20 protein-coding genes, 1 tRNA gene, 1 rRNA gene, 1 other RNA gene and 1 other annotated feature are annotated in these 20,458 nt (G+C 45.2%); of the genes, 5 read left to right on the top strand and 18 right to left on the bottom strand.

What is annotated here, in order from left to right; all coding sequences use genetic code 11:
* Positions 1 to 301: 301 nt before the first annotated feature.
* From Q1J64_RS16635 to ffs, 7 genes are all read right to left on the bottom strand, one after another.
* Positions 302 to 565, bottom strand: coding sequence for a pro-sigmaK processing inhibitor BofA family protein (locus Q1J64_RS16635; RefSeq protein ID WP_301110242.1), 264 nt, complete (start codon positions 563 to 565; stop codon positions 302 to 304).
* Positions 566 to 623: 58 nt separating this feature from the next.
* A complete protein-coding gene (locus Q1J64_RS16630) occupies positions 624 to 836 on the bottom strand; it encodes a YaaL family protein (protein WP_483315970.1) in 213 nt (70 codons plus the stop codon).
* Positions 837 to 850: 14 nt separating this feature from the next.
* Complete coding sequence (gene recR, locus Q1J64_RS16625; protein WP_153723607.1) at positions 851 to 1,447, bottom strand: recombination mediator RecR; 597 nt, start codon at positions 1,445 to 1,447, stop codon at positions 851 to 853.
* A 14-nt stretch (positions 1,448 to 1,461) separates the two neighbouring features.
* On the bottom strand, positions 1,462 to 1,782 hold the full coding sequence (locus Q1J64_RS16620) for a YbaB/EbfC family nucleoid-associated protein (protein WP_153723608.1): 321 nt from the start codon (positions 1,780 to 1,782) through the stop codon (positions 1,462 to 1,464).
* A 20-nt stretch (positions 1,783 to 1,802) separates the two neighbouring features.
* Positions 1,803 to 3,563, bottom strand: a complete 1,761-nt coding sequence (gene dnaX, locus Q1J64_RS16615) for a DNA polymerase III subunit gamma/tau (protein WP_301110238.1) — start codon at positions 3,561 to 3,563, stop codon at positions 1,803 to 1,805.
* A gap of 86 nt (positions 3,564 to 3,649) precedes the next feature.
* Entirely contained in the window at positions 3,650 to 4,117 is a 468-nt protein-coding gene (locus Q1J64_RS16610) for an S-ribosylhomocysteine lyase (RefSeq protein WP_301110237.1), read from the bottom strand.
* Positions 4,118 to 4,230: 113 nt separating this feature from the next.
* Positions 4,231 to 4,497, bottom strand: an RNA gene (gene ffs / locus Q1J64_RS16605) — signal recognition particle sRNA large type.
* A gap of 104 nt (positions 4,498 to 4,601) precedes the next feature.
* Between ffs and Q1J64_RS16600 the strand changes: the two genes are divergently transcribed.
* Together Q1J64_RS16600 and Q1J64_RS16595 are read left to right on the top strand one after the other, a co-directional pair.
* Positions 4,602 to 4,805: a hypothetical protein gene (locus Q1J64_RS16600; protein ID WP_301110236.1), complete on the top strand. Its 204-nt coding sequence runs from the start codon at positions 4,602 to 4,604 to the stop codon at positions 4,803 to 4,805.
* 53 nt (positions 4,806 to 4,858) lie between these two features.
* Positions 4,859 to 4,951: transfer RNA gene (locus Q1J64_RS16595), tRNA-Ser, on the top strand.
* A 90-nt stretch (positions 4,952 to 5,041) separates the two neighbouring features.
* On the opposite strand, the gene thrB is transcribed toward Q1J64_RS16595, so the two are convergent.
* From thrB to Q1J64_RS16580, 3 genes are read right to left on the bottom strand one after another with little or no spacing between them, the layout of a single operon-like run.
* Complete coding sequence (gene thrB / locus Q1J64_RS16590) at positions 5,042 to 5,938, bottom strand: homoserine kinase (protein ID WP_301110234.1); 897 nt, start codon at positions 5,936 to 5,938, stop codon at positions 5,042 to 5,044.
* On the bottom strand, positions 5,938 to 6,996 hold the full coding sequence (gene thrC / locus Q1J64_RS16585) for a threonine synthase (RefSeq protein WP_301110233.1): 1,059 nt from the start codon (positions 6,994 to 6,996) through the stop codon (positions 5,938 to 5,940). Before thrC ends, thrB begins: the two co-directional genes overlap by 1 nt.
* Positions 6,997 to 7,002: 6 nt before the next feature.
* Positions 7,003 to 8,286 carry a homoserine dehydrogenase gene (locus Q1J64_RS16580; RefSeq protein ID WP_301110232.1) on the bottom strand — a complete coding sequence of 428 codons (1,284 nt, stop codon included), beginning with the start codon at positions 8,284 to 8,286 and terminating at the stop codon, positions 7,003 to 7,005.
* 158 nt (positions 8,287 to 8,444) lie between these two features.
* Between Q1J64_RS16580 and Q1J64_RS16575 the strand changes: the two genes are divergently transcribed.
* A complete protein-coding gene (locus Q1J64_RS16575; protein WP_301110231.1) occupies positions 8,445 to 9,809 on the top strand; it encodes an aspartate kinase in 1,365 nt (454 codons plus the stop codon).
* 20 nt (positions 9,810 to 9,829) lie between these two features.
* Here Q1J64_RS16575 and Q1J64_RS16570 read toward each other — a convergent pair whose 3' ends face one another.
* Both Q1J64_RS16570 and Q1J64_RS16565 read right to left on the bottom strand, forming a co-directional pair.
* Positions 9,830 to 10,483 (bottom strand): deoxynucleoside kinase, encoded by a 654-nt coding sequence (locus tag Q1J64_RS16570; protein WP_301110230.1) that lies wholly within the window; start codon positions 10,481 to 10,483, stop codon positions 9,830 to 9,832.
* Positions 10,470 to 11,147, bottom strand: coding sequence for a deoxynucleoside kinase (locus Q1J64_RS16565; RefSeq protein WP_301110229.1), 678 nt, complete (start codon positions 11,145 to 11,147; stop codon positions 10,470 to 10,472). Before Q1J64_RS16565 ends, Q1J64_RS16570 begins: the two co-directional genes overlap by 14 nt.
* 150 nt (positions 11,148 to 11,297) lie before the next feature.
* Between Q1J64_RS16565 and tadA the strand changes: the two genes are divergently transcribed.
* Positions 11,298 to 11,789, top strand: a complete 492-nt coding sequence (tadA, locus tag Q1J64_RS16560; RefSeq protein WP_301110228.1) for a tRNA adenosine(34) deaminase TadA — start codon at positions 11,298 to 11,300, stop codon at positions 11,787 to 11,789.
* A 29-nt stretch (positions 11,790 to 11,818) separates the two neighbouring features.
* On the opposite strand, the gene serS is transcribed toward tadA, so the two are convergent.
* Positions 11,819 to 13,102: a serine--tRNA ligase gene (gene serS, locus Q1J64_RS16555; protein ID WP_301110227.1), complete on the bottom strand. Its 1,284-nt coding sequence runs from the start codon at positions 13,100 to 13,102 to the stop codon at positions 11,819 to 11,821.
* A 233-nt stretch (positions 13,103 to 13,335) separates the two neighbouring features.
* Positions 13,336 to 13,546: a binding site (T-box leader), on the bottom strand.
* Positions 13,547 to 13,665: 119 nt separating this feature from the next.
* Complete coding sequence (gene pdxS / locus Q1J64_RS16550; protein ID WP_301110226.1) at positions 13,666 to 14,511, bottom strand: pyridoxal 5'-phosphate synthase lyase subunit PdxS; 846 nt, start codon at positions 14,509 to 14,511, stop codon at positions 13,666 to 13,668.
* A 100-nt stretch (positions 14,512 to 14,611) separates the two neighbouring features.
* On the opposite strand from pdxS, the gene pdxR reads away from it, so the two are divergent.
* Positions 14,612 to 16,030 carry a MocR-like pyridoxine biosynthesis transcription factor PdxR gene (gene pdxR / locus Q1J64_RS16545; RefSeq protein ID WP_301110225.1) on the top strand — a complete coding sequence of 473 codons (1,419 nt, stop codon included), beginning with the start codon at positions 14,612 to 14,614 and terminating at the stop codon, positions 16,028 to 16,030.
* An 18-nt stretch (positions 16,031 to 16,048) separates the two neighbouring features.
* Here pdxR and Q1J64_RS16540 read toward each other — a convergent pair whose 3' ends face one another.
* The 4 genes from Q1J64_RS16540 to rrf all read right to left on the bottom strand — a co-directional run bounded on the left by Q1J64_RS16540 (position 16,049) and on the right by rrf (position 20,326).
* Positions 16,049 to 17,398 (bottom strand): serine hydrolase, encoded by a 1,350-nt coding sequence (locus tag Q1J64_RS16540; RefSeq protein WP_483315969.1) that lies wholly within the window; start codon positions 17,396 to 17,398, stop codon positions 16,049 to 16,051.
* A 175-nt stretch (positions 17,399 to 17,573) separates the two neighbouring features.
* Positions 17,574 to 19,040: an IMP dehydrogenase gene (guaB, locus tag Q1J64_RS16535; RefSeq protein WP_301110224.1), complete on the bottom strand. Its 1,467-nt coding sequence runs from the start codon at positions 19,038 to 19,040 to the stop codon at positions 17,574 to 17,576.
* 105 nt (positions 19,041 to 19,145) lie between these two features.
* On the bottom strand, positions 19,146 to 19,628 hold the full coding sequence (locus Q1J64_RS16530) for a glutathione peroxidase (RefSeq protein WP_301110223.1): 483 nt from the start codon (positions 19,626 to 19,628) through the stop codon (positions 19,146 to 19,148).
* 582 nt (positions 19,629 to 20,210) lie between these two features.
* Positions 20,211 to 20,326 (bottom strand): 5S ribosomal RNA (gene rrf / locus Q1J64_RS16525).
* Positions 20,327 to 20,458 lie beyond the last annotated feature (132 nt).

Genomic DNA, 20,458 nt, shown 5'->3' with positions numbered 1-20,458 from the left:
TAGAGAAATTCGAGTAGCTCGAGTTTCTTGCTGGCATCATTTAAGATACTCATTTTTGTTTATGTCACCGAAGTGCACAAACTATTTTCGTTAACGTTTTGCTGTTCAGTTTTCAAGGTTCATGTGGTTGCTCTTTTGTAAGAGACAACTTTCTAATAATACCAAATCGCCATTTCATTGTCAACACTTTTTTATAATTTCTTTTTAAGTGTTTATTTCAGCTGAGTAGCCGTCTTGCAAATGCGACGCTTATAAATATACCACCGACCATTTAATAACGCAAGCATTTTCGCTATTCTTTTTAAAAAAGAATAGCGAAACCGCATAGCGCTGCGAATCCGGGGATACCTAACACTGCCAGTATCACACCCGATGCAATATTGACCGGCACATAGATCCCAATAAAACCGCCGGCTATATTCATTAAGAAGAGAACAAAGAAAGCGAAAGCCAGGCGGAACCAGAAAACCGATAGACGTTCCATACCTTTTTCCAACGTGTTTTTATTCATTCGCAGCAGAATTAATAAAACGGCACCGATCAGTGCAACGACTAAAAACTTCACAGAAAACGCCCTTTCTATCATAGATAGTTAACTATATGCGCTTCTGCTGTGTTTTAGTTCACTTGTTACCTAAATTGCGAATCTTGGCCTCTCTAAACAGATAAAAGTATTTGCATTCAGCAATCTTCCGCTGTGCCAGAACACTTTCATCATAATCTCTTACGTAACTCTCTACTTCTCTTGCACGTTCCCAGTCTTCTTTTGCTTCTATCATTAGAGCATGGAGACGCTCATCAAATTCTTTTTTTAATTTGTTCTTTTTACTAAACAACTTCTCCACACTCCTTACAGTTCGCGACGGCCTTCCAATGCTCTTGAAAGCGTGACCTCGTCCGCATACTCTAAATCGCCGCCGACCGGCAGACCATGTGCGATACGCGTAGTCGTGATTCCAGATGGCTTGACGAGACGCGAGATATACATCGCAGTAGCTTCCCCTTCTATAGTAGGGTTTGTTGCAAGGATCAATTCCTGTACTTCTTCATCCTGGAGTCTGGTTAATAAGCTTGGTACGTTAATGTCTTCTGGCCCGATGCCGTCCATCGGAGAGATTGCCCCTTGCAGCACATGGTATAACCCTCGGTAATCACGCATCTTCTCCATGGCGATGACGTCTTTCGGGTCCTGCACTACACAGATTGTTGTACGGTCACGCGATTGATCCTGACAGATGTAGCATGGATCAATGTCTGTAATATGGCCGCACACCGAGCAAAATTGCAGATTGCGCTTAGCATCAACAAGTGCCTTTGCAAAGTCGAGTACGGTATCTTCTTTCATACTTAATACAAAAAACGCCAGCCGGCCCGCAGTTTTCGGGCCGATACCTGGCAGTTTCATAAAGCTATCCATTAATTTAGATATAGGTTCAGGATAATGCATTGCTATACCGCCTCCTAGAACATCCCAGGCAAGTTCATTCCTTTAGTAAATTGGCCCATTGTGGAGTTCGTGATTTCTTCTGCTTTTGCAATCGCCTCATTAGTAGCGATAACAATTAGGTCTTGCAGGATTTCTACATCTTCCGGATCAACCGCTTCAGGATCGATGATGACTTCCAGAACTTCCTTGTGACCGGATACGATGACTTTCACCATACCGCCGCCAGCAGTTCCTTCCATTCGCTCTTCACCCAAGTTTTCCTGAGCCTCTGCCATCTTCTTTTGCATCTTCTGCATTTGCTTCATCATACCTTGCATATTTCCCATTCCGCGCATGTTAATTCCTCCTTAGTAGTTCAATCATCTTCTATTGTAATAAAATCTTTGCCAAACAGTCTTTCAGCTTCCGCTACAAACGGGTCAGCTTCTTCAAGCGTTACTTCCTCCATAAAGGCTGAAGCCGGCTGCTGATCTGCACCACTCGAAGCAGACGAGTCTTGATTTTGCTGACCGGCCAGACCGTTCTTCTGAATGAAATCCTGACGCACCTTCAGCCAGCTTTCCTCCGCAACATAAATCACTTCGTAGCCTTTCCCTGTCATCTGCAGCAAGGCTGTAGACAAGTCGGCCTGAAGAGTTGCGTGTTCAGATGCCATCAGACAATGAATTTCATATTTGAATTTTAACACAAATGCCGACTCAGATGCCGCCACTGGTTCTGCATCATCCAATAGCGCTGCATGTGATCTCTGCAGACTCTGCATCATCCCCGCCCACTGTTCACGAATCATCTGGATATCCGGCTTGGTCGCGGCTTTCAGAACCTCAACAATTTTTCCTGTCGGTACTTTCGCGGATCTTGCAGCACCCGAAGATGCACGCCTTGTCGGTGCCTTCGGTTCTGCACCCGCTTGCTGAACAGACCCCGCAGCCAATTGTTGCTGCAGCTGCCGTACAGTCTGTTCTAATACCGCAAGCTTTTGAGACATTTCAGGATCTACCGGCTGGCCCGATACAACCGCCTTCTGCTGACCACCTGAATGAATCATCTTCAACAAAGCAGATTCTACATATACTTTGCCATGATTCGAGAACCGCATTTCCTGCTGAGTCTTCGACAGGATGTCAATGTACCGATACAACTCTTCCGAATGAAACGCCTGCGCCAGCTCTTTAAACTTTTCACCGTCTGAAATGAGTTCAAGCAAGTCTGTCAGCTCAGGTGCTGTCCCAAGCAGCAGAATATCGCGGAAAAACGTGATCATATCTTCCGCCAGTCTTCCGACATCTTTTCCTTCTGCAATCAATTGATGCAGTAGTGAAAGCGCCGATCCTGCATCTTTCGCCTGAATTGCCTGCGCGAGCTGATAAAAGATCTCTTCACCGATCGCGCCGGTTACAAGTAAAGCATCTTCTGTCGTCAGTTCTTCTCCACTGAACGAAATCGCCTGATCTAGCATACTCAGTGCATCCCGCATACCACCTGTCGCCGCCTGAGCAATCGCACGCAAAGCACCTTCTTCTGCCTTCACATCAATATCACCCAACACTTGCTGCATCCGGTTCATTATTTCTACTGCTGTAATCGGTTTGAAGTCAAAGCGCTGACATCTCGATATAATTGTCAGCGGCAGTTTATGGGGTTCTGTTGTCGCCAGAATGAAGACGACATGAGCAGGTGGTTCTTCCAGTGTCTTCAGGAGCGCATTAAACGCCGAGTTTGACAGCATGTGCACTTCATCAATAATATACACTTTGAATCGTGCATTGGAAGGTGCGACATGAACACGTTCAATAATGTCTCGAATTTCTTCCACTCGTGAATTGGAGGCTGCGTCAAATTCCGTTACATCGGTATTTGAGCCTTCCGTGATACTTTTACACGTCTCACATTCATTGCAGGGTTCCGCTGCCGGTCCATTTTCACAGTTCAGCGCTTTTGCGAAAATCTTTGCCGCACTCGTCTTTCCTGTTCCGCGCGGGCCTGAAAACAAATACGCGTGAGTTGTTTTCTGACGGAGAAGGGTATTCTGCAGTGTTTGCTTGATTGCCTGCTGACCGGACATTTCACCAAAAGTCTGCGGCCGGTAAGCTCGATATAACGCTTGATAAATCAACTGCGTTTCCCCCTTTTCTCCAATTGCATAATACTTCTATTATAACATAAAAATCATTTGCTCATCTTCATATACCCTTGTTGTTTTTACGCAAAAACTTCTGTCCACTCGTCTTTTTTCGCCAGCATATTGCGCGCCAGTTCTTTTGCACCTTCGAGACTATGGCTCGCCGCCCAGCCGCACTGCACTTCATTGCAAGCAGGGACTTCTGTCGCCACTAACACGTCATTTAGCGTTTTCTCTACTATAGAAAGGATATCCTCGTAGTCTTCGTGATTGATAACTGCCAGGTAATAGCCCGTCTGGCACCCCATCGGACTGATATCAACAATTTTATCTGAATGATTTCGGCTGAATTCCGCCATCATATGCTCAAGCGAATGAAGAGAAGGCATATCCATATGCTCTTTATTCGGTTGGCAAAAACGTATATCGTATTTATAGATCTTATCTCCGTTCTGTCCTTCTGAAGTTCCCGCCAATCGAATATAAGGTGCTTTGACTTTCGTATGATCCAAATTAAAACTCTCAACGTTCATTTGTTTCTCCGCCATAGTATATCGCTCCCTTTGTGATTGAATACGTTCTCATTCGAAGTATACACTATTTAGAAGACATAAAAAACTCGCCCATTCTGAAAACGGACGAGTGAATTGTTCAATTAAAGCCGTGCACCTTACTTCGACTGCCGCACATAAGCGTTACTCTTGTCGTTGGCTCAGCCTAGGCTGCCCCGCGGCACATGAGATGATCCACTTAATGCTGCTTCCTTCCGGACCTGACATGGTTCATGGGTTCCCATTGCGCAGGACCCAGACGTCAACACCACGTGCAAGAGGCAGGCCCTACATGCGGACAGCCTCAGAAAAGGAATTCAGTCTTGCTAGAGCGGATTGCAAGTTACAGGGCACCGCTAATTCCCCACCTAGCACGGCATTTCTTATTATACATCTTCTCGCTTAAAAATCAAATTAAATAAGAGAATAATTGAACATGCTTTCTCGAGCTGTTAGAATAAACAGAAAGGTGGTCCTCAAAATGAAAGAATTTGAATTAAGTTTCCGGAATCCAGAAGTGAAAATGTACGCAGCCGTTGTATTGCCTGCTGTTACGATCGGACTTCTTATGATTTTACTTTCCAACTCTGACTTGAACTTCATGTATGCGGCTGCTGTTCAGGCAATTGGACTACTAAGTTTCTATATGTGGCGCTTGTTTTATCGGAGAAAAGAAAAACTTTAAGATAATGGTTGACTTATTTTTAAATACGTGATAAATTATTACTTGTCCAATACGGAGGAATACCCAAGCCCGGCTGAAGGGATCGGTCTTGAAAACCGACAGGGGTGTTAAAGCCCGCGGGGGTTCGAATCCCTCTTCCTCCGCCATATTTTTAGACACTGTACGTTACTCGATGTAACGTTTTTTTATTGCCTATAAACAAAAACAGCATCCGAGCATAAGCCCGGATGCTGTTTTTATTTTGTAACGCATGCGCCGTTTTCTGCCGGCTGCATGGCAATTGCCTGATAGTGCGGAAAACGCTGGTCGAGTAAAGCCGCAACTTGCTGCTCCGTTTCAGGAGGTACCGCGATGAACAGCGATGGTCCTGCTCCGCTGATTGTCATGCCGTACGCACCGACTTCACGACACGCTGATCGAATTTCATCGAAGTTCGGAAAACCGATTTTCCGGTATGGTTCATGATAAATATCGCGCTCCATCATTCTCCCTGCTGTTACCCAGTCCGAATTCGCAATGGCAGCCGTCATCAGACTCCCTGCTGCACTTCCACGAATCGCTTCTTTATGCGTCAGATACTCAGGAAGCAGCCCACGGGAAGTTTCTGTTTTCAGAGCAACCGGCGGAACCATAATGACGACGCCGATCGGAGGTGCTGGAAAAGTTAGCACTTCCATCTCTTCTTCTGTGAAATAAGAAACCGTCATTCCTCCCAGCAATGCTGCCGTGACGTTGTCTGCGTGCCCTTCCATCTCACTGCCGATACAGAGTTTATCGAGCTTGGACAACTGAAGATCGGCCAGTTCGTTGGCAATCTCAATGCCAGCAGCAATCGCTGTTGCACTGCTGCCGAGACCTTTGCCTAACGGAATATCTGAGTAAACAACGAGTTTTTGCGGCGCGACAGCCTGATCATAACGCGCTGCAGTTTGCTGGATCGTCTGCACAATTAGATTCGTTTCATCTGTCGGCAGGGAGGCATATTCTTTATCGTGATACTGAATAAACCAAGCAAGAGCGGGTGTTGCTTCTATTTTCATTTTAAGTGAAAGGGCAAGACCTAAATGATCGAAGCCGGGTCCGAGATTCGCCGTTGTGGCTGGCACGGTCACTGAAAAACCGGCTTCCGCCATTAGTCATTCCCCTCTTTCAATTCTTTCAGGAAGCTATCGAACTGCTCATTCGTCATTAATGGCTTATGAGAGTTCACGTTGATCGCTGTCTCAGGATCTTTTAAACCGTTACCAGTCAAAATCCCGACAATTGTTGTACCTTTTTCAATCAATCCTGCATCCAGACGCTTTTTGATGCCTGCAATAGTTGCACAAGAAGCAGGCTCCGCGAAGATTCCGTCTGTTGCCGCAAGTAGTTGATACGCTTCCAGGATTTCTTCATCGGTAGCAGACAGGATATCACCGCCGGATTCTTCTAATGCCTGAGTAGCTAAATGCCAGCTTGCCGGGTTACCGATACGGATTGCAGTTGCTACTGTTTCTGGCTCTTCAAATACACGGTCATAAACAATTGGCGCTGCGCCGTCTGCCTGAACACCCAGTAATTTAGGTGTGCCTGTGCCTTTTTTCTCTGCATATTCTTTGAAGCCTTTCCATGCGGCCGAGATATTTCCTGCATTTCCAACAGGCAATGCAAAAATATCCGGAACTTTTCCAAGCTGCTCAATTGCTTCGAATGCCACCGTCTTCTGTCCCTCTAATCGGTAAGGGTTCACAGAGTTTACCAATGCAATTTTTCCTTCGCCAAGTTCACGGACCATGCGCAGTGCTTCGTCAAAGTTTCCTTCGATCGCTACGATTTCAGCTCCGTACATTTTTGCCTGCGCCAATTTACCAAGCGCAATGCGGCCTTCCGGGATCACAACAATTGTACGCATTCCTGCGCGTGCACCGTAAGCCGCTGCTGCTGCAGACGTGTTACCTGTTGAAGCACAGATTAACGCTGTTTTCCCTTCTTCTTTTGCCTTTGCAACCGCTATAACCATTCCACGGTCTTTGAATGAACCAGTTGGATTCGTTCCTTCAGTCTTCACATAAAGGTTGATTCCCCACTGCTTTGAAAGGTTCTCCAGATAAATTAAAGGGGTATTCCCTTCCTGTAGAGTTAAAGCAGGCGTATTTTCTGTGACCGGCAGCCACTCTTTATATTCTTCGATCAATCCGTTCCATCTTCTCATAATAATTTATTCTCCTTCCACCCGGTAATGACTCGAAATGTCAATGACCGCTGGTGTATCTTTTAAGTCTTCTAAAATATCTAAATGTTGCTGACGTGAGATTTTATGGGTAATGAAAATCAAATCTGCGCCTTCTTCATGTAGTTCAGAGTCCTGAACGACTGTCGCCAGGCTTGCTTTATGATGGCTGTAGATCGATGTCAGTTCCGTTAATACCCCAACTTCATCACGAACTGTGATGCGGTGGAAATAGCGCGCAAACTTCTGATCATCTGTTTTTACTTGGCGTTCGAATTGCGGTGCATGCAATCTCTTGCCATTGACACCAAGCAATAAATTCCGGCAAGCTGCCACTACGTCACCTGTGATAGATGTAGCTGTCGGCAACGAGCCTGCACCCGGTCCGTAAAACATTGTCTCGCCTACTGCATCACTATATACATACACTGCGTTGAATTCATTATTGACGGTCGCAAGAGGATGAGTATTCGGAACAAATACCGGTTCTACCGCCACTTCAATTCCGTCTTCGTCCTTCTTCGCAGATCCAGTCATTTTAATCGTATAGCCGAACTGCTCGGCAAGCTGCAGATCTCCATCTTTAATTTCTTTCAAGCCACGAATAAATACGTCATCAATATGCACTTCTGTAGAGAATGACAAAGACGCCAGAATGACCATCTTACGTGCTGCATCCAAACCATCCACGTCAGCCGAAGGATCTGCTTCCGCAAAACCTAATTCTGTTGCTTCTGCCAATGCATCCTCATATGTCTTATTTTCATCCTTCATCTTTGTTAGAATAAAGTTAGTCGTTCCGTTGACGATTCCGGTCAGCGCAGTGATCCGGTCAGATGCCAATCCGTCTTCTAAAGTACGGATCAATGGAATACCACCGCCAACACTCGCTTCATATAATAAATCGCATTTATTTTCATCCGCTAATTTCAATAATGCCGGTCCTGATTCAGCCATTACATCCTTGTTCGCTGTGACAACACCCTTGCCTGCTTCAAGTGAACGTCTGATCGCTTCAGACGAACCGCCTGTCACTTCAATGACCAAGTCAATTTCAGGATCATCAAGCACTTCATCAAGTGAAGTGGTGAACATTTCTTTCGGTATAACACCATTGCGTTTTTTGTCCAGATTTTTCACGACTACTTTTTTAATCGATACAGGAACTCCAAGCTTATGGCGCAAGTCTTCCTGGTGGTTATGCAAGATGGTCGCCACGCCGCTTCCTACGACTCCGTAGCCCAGCAGACCAATATTAATTTCATTTTTCATTTGACGATTCTCCTAACTATATGTACACTATGAAAAAACAATCGTTCTTCGTATAAGGACAATTATAGAGAATTCTGCCTTTAATAACAACCCGTTTACATGAATCTTCTAAAAAATAATAGAAACATAATCTCAAAATAGATAGGATCTGGTATTTAATGAAAGTTTGTAAATTTGGCGGTACGTCCGTCGCATCCGCAGAGCAAATCCGTAAAGTAGTCGACATTGTCACGTCGGACCCGACAAGGAAGATCGTTGTTGTCTCAGCGCCAGGAAAACGTTTTTCAGACGATATTAAAGTAACCGACCTACTCATTGAGCTTGCCGACAAGTCACTCGCAGGAAAAGATACAACTGAAGCGCTGCAGAAAGTAGTCGGCCGCTATCATGAAATTGCAGAAGGACTCGGATTGGACAATGATATTTCCCAAGTCATCGAGCAGGACGTAATCAGAAGGCTGAAGAAAGATCAGTCTGATGAAATTCTCTACATCGACAGTCTAAAAGCCGCGGGTGAAGACAATAATGCTAAGTTGATTGCTGCATATTTCCGGCATATTGGAATGGAAGCAGAGTATGTCAACCCTCGTGAAGGTGGATTGCTCGTCAATCACCGACCCGAACGTGTTCGCGCGCTTCCCGAGGGTGATGAGAAACTTTCCAAGCTTCGAGAACGTAATGAAATCATTGTATTCCCTGGATTTTTTGGCTATACAGAAGACGGAACATTACGTACATTCAACCGCGGAGGCTCCGATATTACAGGTGCACTTTTAGCTGCGGCAACAAATGCAGAACTTTATGAAAATTTCACTGATGTGGATTGCGTTTTTGCGGCTAATCCGACAGTTATTGAAAGCCCGCGTGCAATCGAAACCGTTACGTACCGTGAAATGCGAGAACTTGCATATGCAGGCTTCTCTGTCTTCCATGAAGAAGCATTGGTTCCAGCATTTCGTCACTCGATTCCTGTCTGCATCAAGAATACGAATAACCCAAGTGCTCCCGGGACAATGATCGTAAGAAATCGTGATAATACCATCCAACCGGTTATCGGAATCGCAGCAGATAAAGGGTTCTCCACTTTATTCGTCGATAAGTATTTAATGAACCTCGAGATCGGTTTCGGACGTCACTTACTTCAGATTCTGGAAGAAGAAGAAATCCCGTATGAACATACGCCTTCGGGAATTGACAACTTATCTGTGATCATCAAAAGTGAGCATCTGTGTGAAGAAAAAGAAGCCCGCATCATGACACGCATCGAGCAAGAATTACATCCAGATGATGTACACTTCCAAGAAGGGTATTCGATGGTCGTGCTTGTTGGTGAAGGAATGCGTCACGCGACAGGCTTAGCAGCACGCGCTGCATCCGCTATCGCAAGAACAGGAGCCAATATCGAAATGATCAATCAAGGTTCATCAGAAGTCAGTTTGGTGTTCGGTATTCAGGAATCAGATGAAAACCTTGTCCTAAGTGAATTATATAAAGAATTCTTCTCAGAAGTTCCTGCACATTAATTGAGTGGAGACGGCATCAGTTACCGGATGCCGTCTCTTTTCATGACAGCTGCTATTTTTTCAATAATCCGGTCAATATCCTGCTCATTCCCATGTAAGTCATAGTCCTCGATATTGAGACGGATCACCGGACAAGCGGTGAATGAAGCAATCCATTCTTCATAGCGATGATACATCTCTTCCCAATAGCTGCGGGAAGTCTGCAGCTCCATATCCCTGCCTCGCTGCTCGATACGCTGCAAGATTGATTCCAATGAACCTTCTAAATAAATCAGTGCATTGGGGTGCGGGAAGTAAGGTGTCATGACCATTGCGTCATACAGCTCCAGATACGTTGCATAATCTACAGGATCCATCGTTCCTTCATCTGCATGCATTTTCGCGAAGATTCCCACATCTTCATAAATGGAACGGTCTTGCACAAAGCCACCGCCATCTTCATAGATCCGTTTCTGCTCCTTAAAGCGTTCCGCTAAGAAGAATATTTGCAAATGAAAGCTCCAGCGTTCAAAATCGCTGTAAAAACGCTCCAGGTACGGATTTTCTGCTACATTTTCAAAAGATGCTTGGAAGCCGAGGCGCGAAGCAAGGGCCTGAGTCATCGTGGACTTCCCTGCCCCAACCATGCCGGCTACTGCAAATACACTGTCCATAGGGATATCATGTGATTTCATTCAGTTTCATACCTTCCTGTACGGCCGCTTGAATGCCGGCAAGTATCGTCTTCATATCTTCTTTATTTCGCACAAAATCCATTTTATTTCCATCTATATGCAGCACAGGAATGTCAGGATGGGCCTGCTCAAATTCCGGTATGTACGAACGATAGTCATCTGACAGTTGCCGCAGATAATCCAGATCCATATTCTCTTCATACGGACGGCCGCGCCGATCAATGCGTTCCTGCAGAACAGACAGTGATGCGGACAATGAAATGACAATATTCGGCATCGGCAGATCTGCTGTCAAAATGCGGTAAATCTCTTTATATTTGATAAAGTCCTGCGCTTCGAGAGTTCGCTGAGCAAACAAGATATTTTTGAAAACATGATAATCCGACACGACTGGAATACCAGCAGATATATAGTCGTTATTAATTTGTTTTAATTGTTCATATCGATTGCAGAGAAAAAACATTTCCGTTTGGAAACTCCACTTTTCTCTGTCCTGATAAAATTGATCCAGAAAAGGATTTTCACTGCTGATTTCCTGCAGCTGTTGATAGCCGAAAGTCTCCGCGATCGCAGCAGTCAGTGTCGTCTTTCCTGCACCGATGGGACCTTCTACAGCAATGAATGGTACAAACACGTAGTAATCACCCTTCCGAAATAGTTGCATGTCCTATTTTAGCATATTCTACAGACATTCATGATGTATATTTATGGCGCATTGTCATTCATTCGATGACGAATCTTTTATTGTTTCACGTGGAACAATGACAAGTTCAATCTCGGAATGCTAAACTATTGCCAAGGAGTGAATAGACAGATGAAAGATGATCAGTACTATATGCGCTTAGCAATGGAAGAAGCGCAGAAAGCAGCAGCGCTGGCTGAAGTGCCGATTGGTGCCGTCATTGTACATGAAGGTGAAGTAATTGCGCGAGCACATAACCTGCGTGAAACATCACAAAACGCAGTAACACATGCAGAACTTACTGCCATTCAGCAAGCGTGTGAAACAATTGGCAGTTGGCGGTTGGAAGATACCGTTTTATACGTCACACTGGAACCCTGCCCGATGTGCGCAGGTGCGATACTACAATCGAGGATTCCGCGTGTTGTGTATGGAGCACGTGATCCAAAAGGCGGCTGTGTCCATACCTTTTATCAGCTGTTGAATGATTCACGTTTTAATCATGAATGCGAAGTGACAGAAGGTGTCCTGGCAGAAGAATGTGGCCAGATATTGACAGACTTCTTCCGAGCTCTCCGTCAAAAGCGAAAAGAAGCGAAAAAGGAAGCCCGCCAGCAAGAGTAAATTTCACTTGCGGCAGGCTCCCTTTTTTATTATTTTGGTGCTTCGATTTTTTCTTTTCCGCCCATATACGGACGTAATACTCCAGGAATCACAACTGAACCGTCTTCCTGCTGATAGTTCTCTAGAATTGCAGCTACTGTACGGCCAACAGCCAATCCACTGCCGTTCAACGTATGCACGTATTCCGGCTTTGCTCCTGCTTCGCGTCGGAAACGAATAGATGCGCGTCGTGCCTGGAAATCCTCAAAGTTTGAACAAGAAGAGATTTCACGATACACATTCTGCGTTGGGATCCATACTTCCAAGTCGTATTTCTTGGCAGCTGTGAATCCTAAATCCGCTGTGCACATCTTTAGTACACGATACGGCAATTCAAGCAGCTGCAGCACACGCTCAGCATGTCCTGTCAGTTTTTCCAGTTCATCATAAGAATCTTCCGGCTTGACGAAGCGTACAAGTTCGACTTTATTAAACTGATGCTGACGGATTAAACCGCGTGTATCACGGCCTGCAGAGCCTGCTTCAGAACGGAAATTTGTACTGTATGCGGCAAAAGCCTGCGGCAATTTTGCACCGTCTAAAATTTCATCACGGTAGAAATTCGTTACCGGCACTTCAGACGTTGGAATCAGGAAGTAATCTTCTTCTTCGACTAAGAATGCGTCTTCTTCGAACTTCGGAAGCTGCCCTGTGCCCGTCAAGCTCGCACGATTCACTAAATATGGCGGCAGCATTTCTTCATAACCGTGCTGATCCTGATGAAGATCCATCATGAAGTTAATCAGCGCGCGCTCAAGTCGTGCACCAAGCCCGCGGTAAAATACAAAACGGCTGCCCGTTACTTTTGCAGCGCGTTCAAAGTCGAGAAGTTGCAAGTCTGTGCCGATTTCCCAATGTGGCTTCGGCTCGAAATTAAATGCCGGCTTCTCGCCCCATGTGCGAACTTCCACGTTATCGTCTTCGCTGTCCCCTACTGGCACACTGTCATGTGGGATATTCGGAATACTCATGACGACATGGTTCAGTTCTTCTTCTACTTTCGCAAGCTCTGTATCGTACTCTTTAATCTCTTCTCCGACTTCACGCATTTTCGCGATCACGTCATCTGCATTCTCTTTATTACGCTTCATTTGCGCGACTTGCTGAGAAACTTCATTGCGCTCGGCTTTTAACACTTCTACTTTGGATAAAATCTGACGGCGTCTTTCATCCAGCCCACCGAACTTTTCAAAATCCGTTAAGTCTTCCCCACGTTTGCTCAGCTTGTCCTTTACCTCTTCATAATTTGCCCGCAATAGTTTACTATCCAACATGCGAATCGCCTCCTAATAGTTGTTTCACATCATCAGTTATCCAATCTTGTTACGTCTGGACTCAAATAAAAAGCAATCAATCATGCTCTTGCGTGATTGCGTCTGGCTTTATTTGTATTCTAGCAGTCCTAAAGTATCCGATGAACAGAAAGGCCATCCAAGTCATCCTGCCATTCATTGCAGTGGCAACTCCTGCTGAATACAAATAAAAAAAGCCCTCCATCCCCTATAAAAGAAGGGACGAGAACTACCCGCGTTGCCACCCAAATTGACTTAAAAAAGCCCACTTGTTTGAGATATCGGCTCAACTGACCGGCAAGAACCTACTGCTTTTCAGTTCTGCTGCTCCAGGACGGATTCACAACGGTCTTTTACCGGTTCGCACCATTTGCCGGCTCTCTTTGAAAAAACACATTTGCTACTGCTTCCTATCATCGTGATGTGTATGAAATTATTAATACCATACTACATTTACAGTGTATTGACAAGGCACATGGCAGACCGTCATGCCTGTAATCTGAAAAATGAGTGACAGACAGCGCGGCCTGTCACCCATTTCCTGTTCAAGAACTGCGGATCGCCATTAATTCACTTTCCGCCAGCTTCGAAATATCCAAGCCTTTCATCGGCGTGCCGATTCCTTTAGACAGCTCTGCCACCAGATTGTAATCCTTGAAATTCTCCGTCGCTTGTACAATCGCACGCGCAAATACTTCCGGATTTTCTGATTTAAAGATTCCAGAGCCGACGAAAACACCGTCTGCACCCAGTTCCATCATCAAAGCTGCATCGGCAGGAGTTGCCACGCCTCCTGCTGAATAATTCACAACCGGCAGACGTCCTGCTTCCTTAATTGCCAGCAGCACTTCATACGGCGCACCCAAATCACGTGCCTCTGTCATCAGTTCATCTTTACTCATATGCACCACTTTATTGACCTGCGCATTGATCATTCGTAAATGACGGACAGCCTCGACGATATTTCCCGTTCCCGGTTCCCCTTTCGTCCGCAACATTTTCGCGCCTTCACCTAAACGGCGTGCTGCTTCCCCTAAATTACGCGCGCCACAGACAAACGGAACTGTAAAGTCACTTTTCAGCAAATGAAATTCATCATCCGCCGGTGTCAGCACTTCGCTTTCATCAATGAAATCCACACCGAGCGACTCAAGCACACGCGCTTCCGAAATATGCCCGATACGTGCCTTTGCCATTACCGGAATAGAGACCGCTTGCTGCACTTCTTCCACAATACGCGGATCTGCCATTCTCGCTACACCGCCAGCCGCTCGGATATCTGAAGGCACCCGCTCCAATGCCATGACAGCAACCGCTCCTGCCGCTTCTGCTACTTTCGCCTGTTCTGCATTAATAACGTCCATAATGACGCCGCCATATCTAAAATTCATTTCCCTTCCCCCTTTTCTATATTTTCAGTATAATCAATTTTGACCACATGAAAATAGCCAGTTCATTACTAATTGAAGTGGTCAGAGGGAGAGTGTAACAGTGGACATGATCTTTATTGAGCTGCAGAAGAAGTCAGATACGCCGCTCTATCAGCAAATATACAATCAAATTAAGCAAGATATAATAGACGGGAAATTCCCGGTCGGTATGAAATTGCCTTCTAAACGTCAGCTTGAAGAATTTTTGAGCGTTAGCCAGACAACCATTGAAATGGCCTATGACCAGCTGACGGCGGAAGGTTTCATTGCGGCAGAACCGCGTAAAGGCTATTTTGTGCAGGCAATTGAAGAACTCGCTTACGTACAGCCAATGAGATCAGAGCTTTCCGTGATTGAATCTGCAGAAGAGCCCATTCACTATGATTTTTCAGCAGGCGCGGTCGATACCGTGCGCTTCCCCTTCACTGCTTGGAGAAAACACGCACGCGATATCATGGATATTACTCATTCACATTTGCTGCTGCTCGGTGATCCGCATGGCGACCTGGAACTGCGCCAGGAAATCGCGCGTTACTTATATCACTCGCGGGGAGTGGACTGTACACCCGAACAAATCATTATCGGTTCCGGAACAGAGCAGCTGCTACCGCTGATTATCCGGATACTCGGCAAGGAAGCGCGCTATGCCATTGAAGATCCCGGTTACTTAATGACACGCCATGTGTTTTCAGAAAACTACCGACAGACAGTTCCAATTTCCGTGGATCATGAAGGAATGGACGTAAAGGCGCTTCAAAGCTCAGACGCTTCCATAGCCTACGTTACCCCATCTCATCAATTTCCGACCGGTACAGTGCTGTCTGCAGCTCGCAGAACCGCCCTTTTAAACTGGGCAGCTACAAATTCGGAATTTTTCATTATTGAAGATGATTACGACAGTGAATTCCGTTACCGTGGACGTCCGATTCCTTCCTTACAGGGAATGGATAAAGGGGAAAATGTTATTTATCTCAGTACATTCACAAAATCACTGATGCCGTCGATGCGGATTGCCTATATGGTGTTGCCGCCGATGCTGCTCGACAAGTACCGCCAGGCATTCATTCCGTACTCATCGTCTGTACCGCGCATTGACCAGCATATTCTCGCACGCTTTATGGCAGACGGACAATTCTCTCGCCACCTGAACCGCATGCGAAAGATTTACCGGCGAAAGATGCAAGTGCTGACAGATATGCTAAAGCTGTATGAGCCACATATTTCATTTACAGGAGATGAGGCGGGTATGCACATTTTATTGCACGTACACAGCGAACAATCAGAGCAGGACTTGCTCAACCAGGCACTGACAGCCGGAATCAAAGTGCGCAGCCTTGATACCTACCGGGTGTCACCGAGTCATGCCGATCCATCCTTCCTCATCGGCTTCGGCGGCCTGTCTGAAGACGAAATTCAGATGGGCATTCATACATTGTTTGAAATATGGAATATCAAAAAAGCAGCGGTGCCTACTAAGTAGGTCCGCTGCTTCTTATTTTCAATCAAATAAACCTTTAACAAAACCAGTTGAACTCTTCCAAGCACTTGCGAAGAAATCACCGATCGCTCCCATCGTAAGAGAGAACCAGCCTGCCTTCTTCACTTCTTCTGTCGTTACGACTTCTGTGCCTGCAGTCTGTCCATCGATAAAGCCATAATCCGAACCATCTTTTTTCACAAATTTCACGTGGCCGATTACTGTGCCTTTTTTAATTGGCGCCTGAACTTTACCGTCTTTCACCAATTTTTCATCTAATACAAGCTGAGGCTCGTAATCTTTCTTGTCGCTGTTACGGATCATCATGCTGACAGGTTCTTTTGTCGCAATGCCGACTTTCTTTTCTTTTCCTTTAATAACACCCAGTGATTCCTGCTTCTTGAACTGGTGTCCTGCAGGTAAAAGTTCTGCTTCAGTAAACTGACTGAAGCCATAATCGAACAATGAACGCGTTGCATCAAAACGTGCCTGATACGATCCTACACCCTTTGTATCGACCGCATTCATTACCACCGCAATCACACGCTTATCACCGCGTGTGGCAGTACCGGTAAAGCAATGTCCTGCAAACTCGGTAGTACCCGTTTTCAGACCGTCAACACCTTCATATTCGTAGACAAGACCAGGAAGCATGAAGTTCCAGTTATCCATCTTGATCTCATCATCTGTTCCTTCGCGGAATAACTTTCTGCTGATTTTCGTTGTATCCAATACTTCTGGATAGTCCTTCAGCAATTGATAACCAAGTTTAGCCACTGAACGTGCAGGCATCACGTTTTCATCGTTCTCGCCTGTACCCGCCGGATGCATACCCTGCAATTCTTTATTATTTAAACCACTTGAATTGACAAATTTATAATCTTTTAATCCAAGCTCTTCAGCCTTGGCATTCATTAATTTTACGAATTCCGCTTCTGTGCCTGCAATTGTTTCTGCAATCGCAATCGTTGCAGCGTTAGCCGAATAAATTGCTACTGCTTCATACAGCTCACGGATGGTATACGTACCGTCACGGCGAAGAGGCACATTACTTAAACGGCGATCTTGCGACACAGCATATGTATATCCATTCACTCGATATTCCTGATCCCAAGAAATCGTACCTTCTTCCAGCGCTTCAAACATCAAGTATTCCGTCATCATCTTCGTCATACTCGCGATTCCAAGAGGCTTATCAGCATTTTCTTCATATAAAACTTTCCCACTGTCCGCGTCAACCAAAATTGCTCCGTCTACATGAATCCCCAATGAAGATTCTGCGTTTGCTACATGCGTATTCACACCGACTGTCATCCACAACATCATCGGCACGATCAACGCTGCCAGCCATCTTCTAGTACCCTTTTTCACTCGCTATACCCCCGTATTGACAATATCAAAAATCAGTGTAACATATCCGCATCATCTCATGTGTCCTTATGCTAAAAAAAACACCTTTTCGCCCATGAAAAGTGACGAAGAAAGGTGTACTAACATAAAATCGGCAGAAGGCACGTATACCTAACTGCCGATCTCCATCTATTTCTTAGCGTACAGAGTAGTTTGGAGCTTCTTTCGTAATTTGCACTTGATGCGGGTGACTTTCCTGTAAACCAGCACCTGTCATGCGAATGAACTGTGCATTTTCACGGTGTGTTTCCAAATCTTTTGATCCACAATAGCCCATACCGGAACGAATACCACCGACCAGCTGATGAATTGTATCTGCCAATGGCCCTTTATATGGCATACGACCTTCAATGCCTTCAGGTACCAATTTCTTCTGGTCTTCTTGGAAGTAACGGTCTTTCGAACCTTGTTCCATAGCAGCAACAGACCCCATACCACGATATACTTTAAAACGACGTCCCTGGAAGATTTCAGACTCACCCGGGCTTTCCGTTGTTCCAGCTAATAAACTTCCGAGCATAACTGCATGTCCGCCGGCTGCCAAAGCTTTTACGATATCTCCGGAATACTTAATTCCACCGTCAGCAATGATCGTCTTGCCAAGCTTTCGTGCAACAGATGCACACTCGTAAATTGCAGTGATCTGAGGCACCCCGACACCCGCAACTACACGTGTAGTACAGATGGAACCAGGACCAATCCCGACTTTTACCACATCAGCGCCAGCTTCATAAAGTGCTTCTGCCGCTTCTGCCGTCGCAACGTTACCTGCAACAATTGCAAGCTTAGGATATTGTGCACGGATGTCCTTCACTGTGTTCAAAACACCTTTAGAATGTCCGTGAGCCGTATCAATAACAATTAGGTCGACTTCTGCCTGTACAAGCTTCTCCACGCGAGTAGCCGTATCTACAGTGACTCCTACAGCTGCCCCAACCAGTAAACGCCCTGCCTGGTCTTTTGCTGCATTCGGGAACTCGATAACCTTTTCAATATCTTTAATCGTAATTAAGCCGTTCAGGATTCCCTTGTCATCCACAATCGGCAATTTTTCAATTTTATACTGCTGCAGAATTTTTTCTGCTTCTTCTAACGTGGTTCCTACAGGAGCCGTCACTAAGTTTTCTTTCGTCATGACTTCATCAATTAGGATAGAATAGTCCTGAATAAATCGAAGATCACGGTTCGTTAAAATACCGACCAGTTTTTTCTCTTCCATATTATTCACAATTGGCACACCGGAAATACGATATTTCCCCATTAAATGCTCTGCGTCAAACACTTGATGTTCTGGTGTCAGGAAGAACGGGTTCTTGATAACTCCATTCTCTGAGCGTTTAACCGTAATTACCTGCTCAGCCTGCTCTTCAATGCTCATATTCTTATGGATTACACCCACTCCGCCTTGGCGCGCCATCGAAATTGCCATCTTGGATTCTGTAACGGTATCCATTCCCGCGCTGATAATAGGAATGTTCAACTGAATATGCTCCGTTAAGTTAACAGACATAGAAACATCCTTCGGCAGCACATCCGATGCAGCCGGTACTAATAATACATCATCAAACGTCAGACCTTCTCGAGAAAACTTAGAATCCCACATTAACTTTCTGCCTCCTAAAATTACTATTGTCAGTAAAGATTATTAAAAGGTTATCAGCGCCAATGAAACGTGTCAAGGCAGTTGGTTGTAAACTAACTATTCTTATTATTTAACAAGCAGTTTTTCCACTGACTTCTGCATTTTCAACGGATTCGTCTGAGGAGCAAAACGATCGACAACCTGGCCGTCCTGATCAATCAAAAACTTCGTAAAGTTCCATTTGACACCCTCAGTCAGCATACCTTTTTTCTGGTTTGTTAAGTATGTAAATAGAGGATCTGCTTCATCGCCTTTTACATCTACTTTCGCAAATATCGGGAACGTCACGCCATAGTTTATTTGGCAAAACTCAACGGTTTCATCAATATCATCAAACTCTTGATTATTAAAGTTATCTGAAGGGAAGCCCAGAATCACGAGTCCCTGATCTTTATATTCTTCATACATTTTCTGGAGTTCCTTAAACTGCTTCGTAAAGCCACACTTACTGGCTGTATTCACAATAATCATCGGCTTACCTTGATATTCCTGGAGAGACTTCTCTTCTCCACCAGTGGTTTTCACAGTGAAATCATAAACAGTCGTCATAATTGAATCGCCTCGTCTCATTTCATTTCGTTTTATTCACTGTACCTGAATTTTGCAATGAATCCCAGTATCCCGTCTTAATAGAATACGGGGTTATTTGGGTCTATGAGCGCCACGAGAAGGTTTATGAGCTTCAGGGAGACCAGTATGAGCGAAGCTGAAGATAGTAGGATCACGCAATTGCTGGGTATGAGCTCTTTTCCATGGTGTATAAGCGCCTGAGCATCAGGTATGGCCGTAGACTGCATTTGGAATCCACGTAATATGCTTGTTTAATCGGCAAGCGCACCAAACAAACGACACAACGAACCAATTTACATTTCAACAGCACCAAACCAGTTGTTCGGTGCTGCGTAGGGGGAGGGGCGGCGGATTGACTGCGTCAGCTCCACTTGCGAGTCTCACATAGTTCATACGCTTCGAGTCACAGCGATTCGCTTCCTTGTACTCCACCACTCCTTGCCCTTCTCGCTTATTAGTTACTGCTAATTGAATTACTTATATGTAAAGATCGTAAGCCTGCCGGCCTAATTCTTTTTGAACGCACAAAAAAGCCACTCCCCATAAGGAATGGCTTCGCTTGCCCAGCAACGTCCTACTCTCACAGGGGGAAGCCCCCAACTACCATCGGCGCTGAAGAGCTTAACTTCCGTGTTCGGTATGGGAACGGGTGTGACCTCTTCGCTATCGTTACTAGACTATTTTGAGTAAAGCTTGTTCACTCAAAACTGAATAAAAGACATTGGGTAGTTCAAGTAACTACTTTTTATAAAGGTTAAGTCCTCGATCGATTAGTATCTGTCAGCTACATGCGTCGCCGCACTTCCACC

Source organism: Sporosarcina sp. (assembly GCF_029257255.1).
In the GTDB taxonomy this organism is placed as follows: domain Bacteria; phylum Bacillota; class Bacilli; order Bacillales_A; family Planococcaceae; genus Sporosarcina.
The sequence above is the reverse complement of the archived record's forward strand: the minus strand, read 5'-3'. Positions and strand labels throughout refer to the sequence as shown.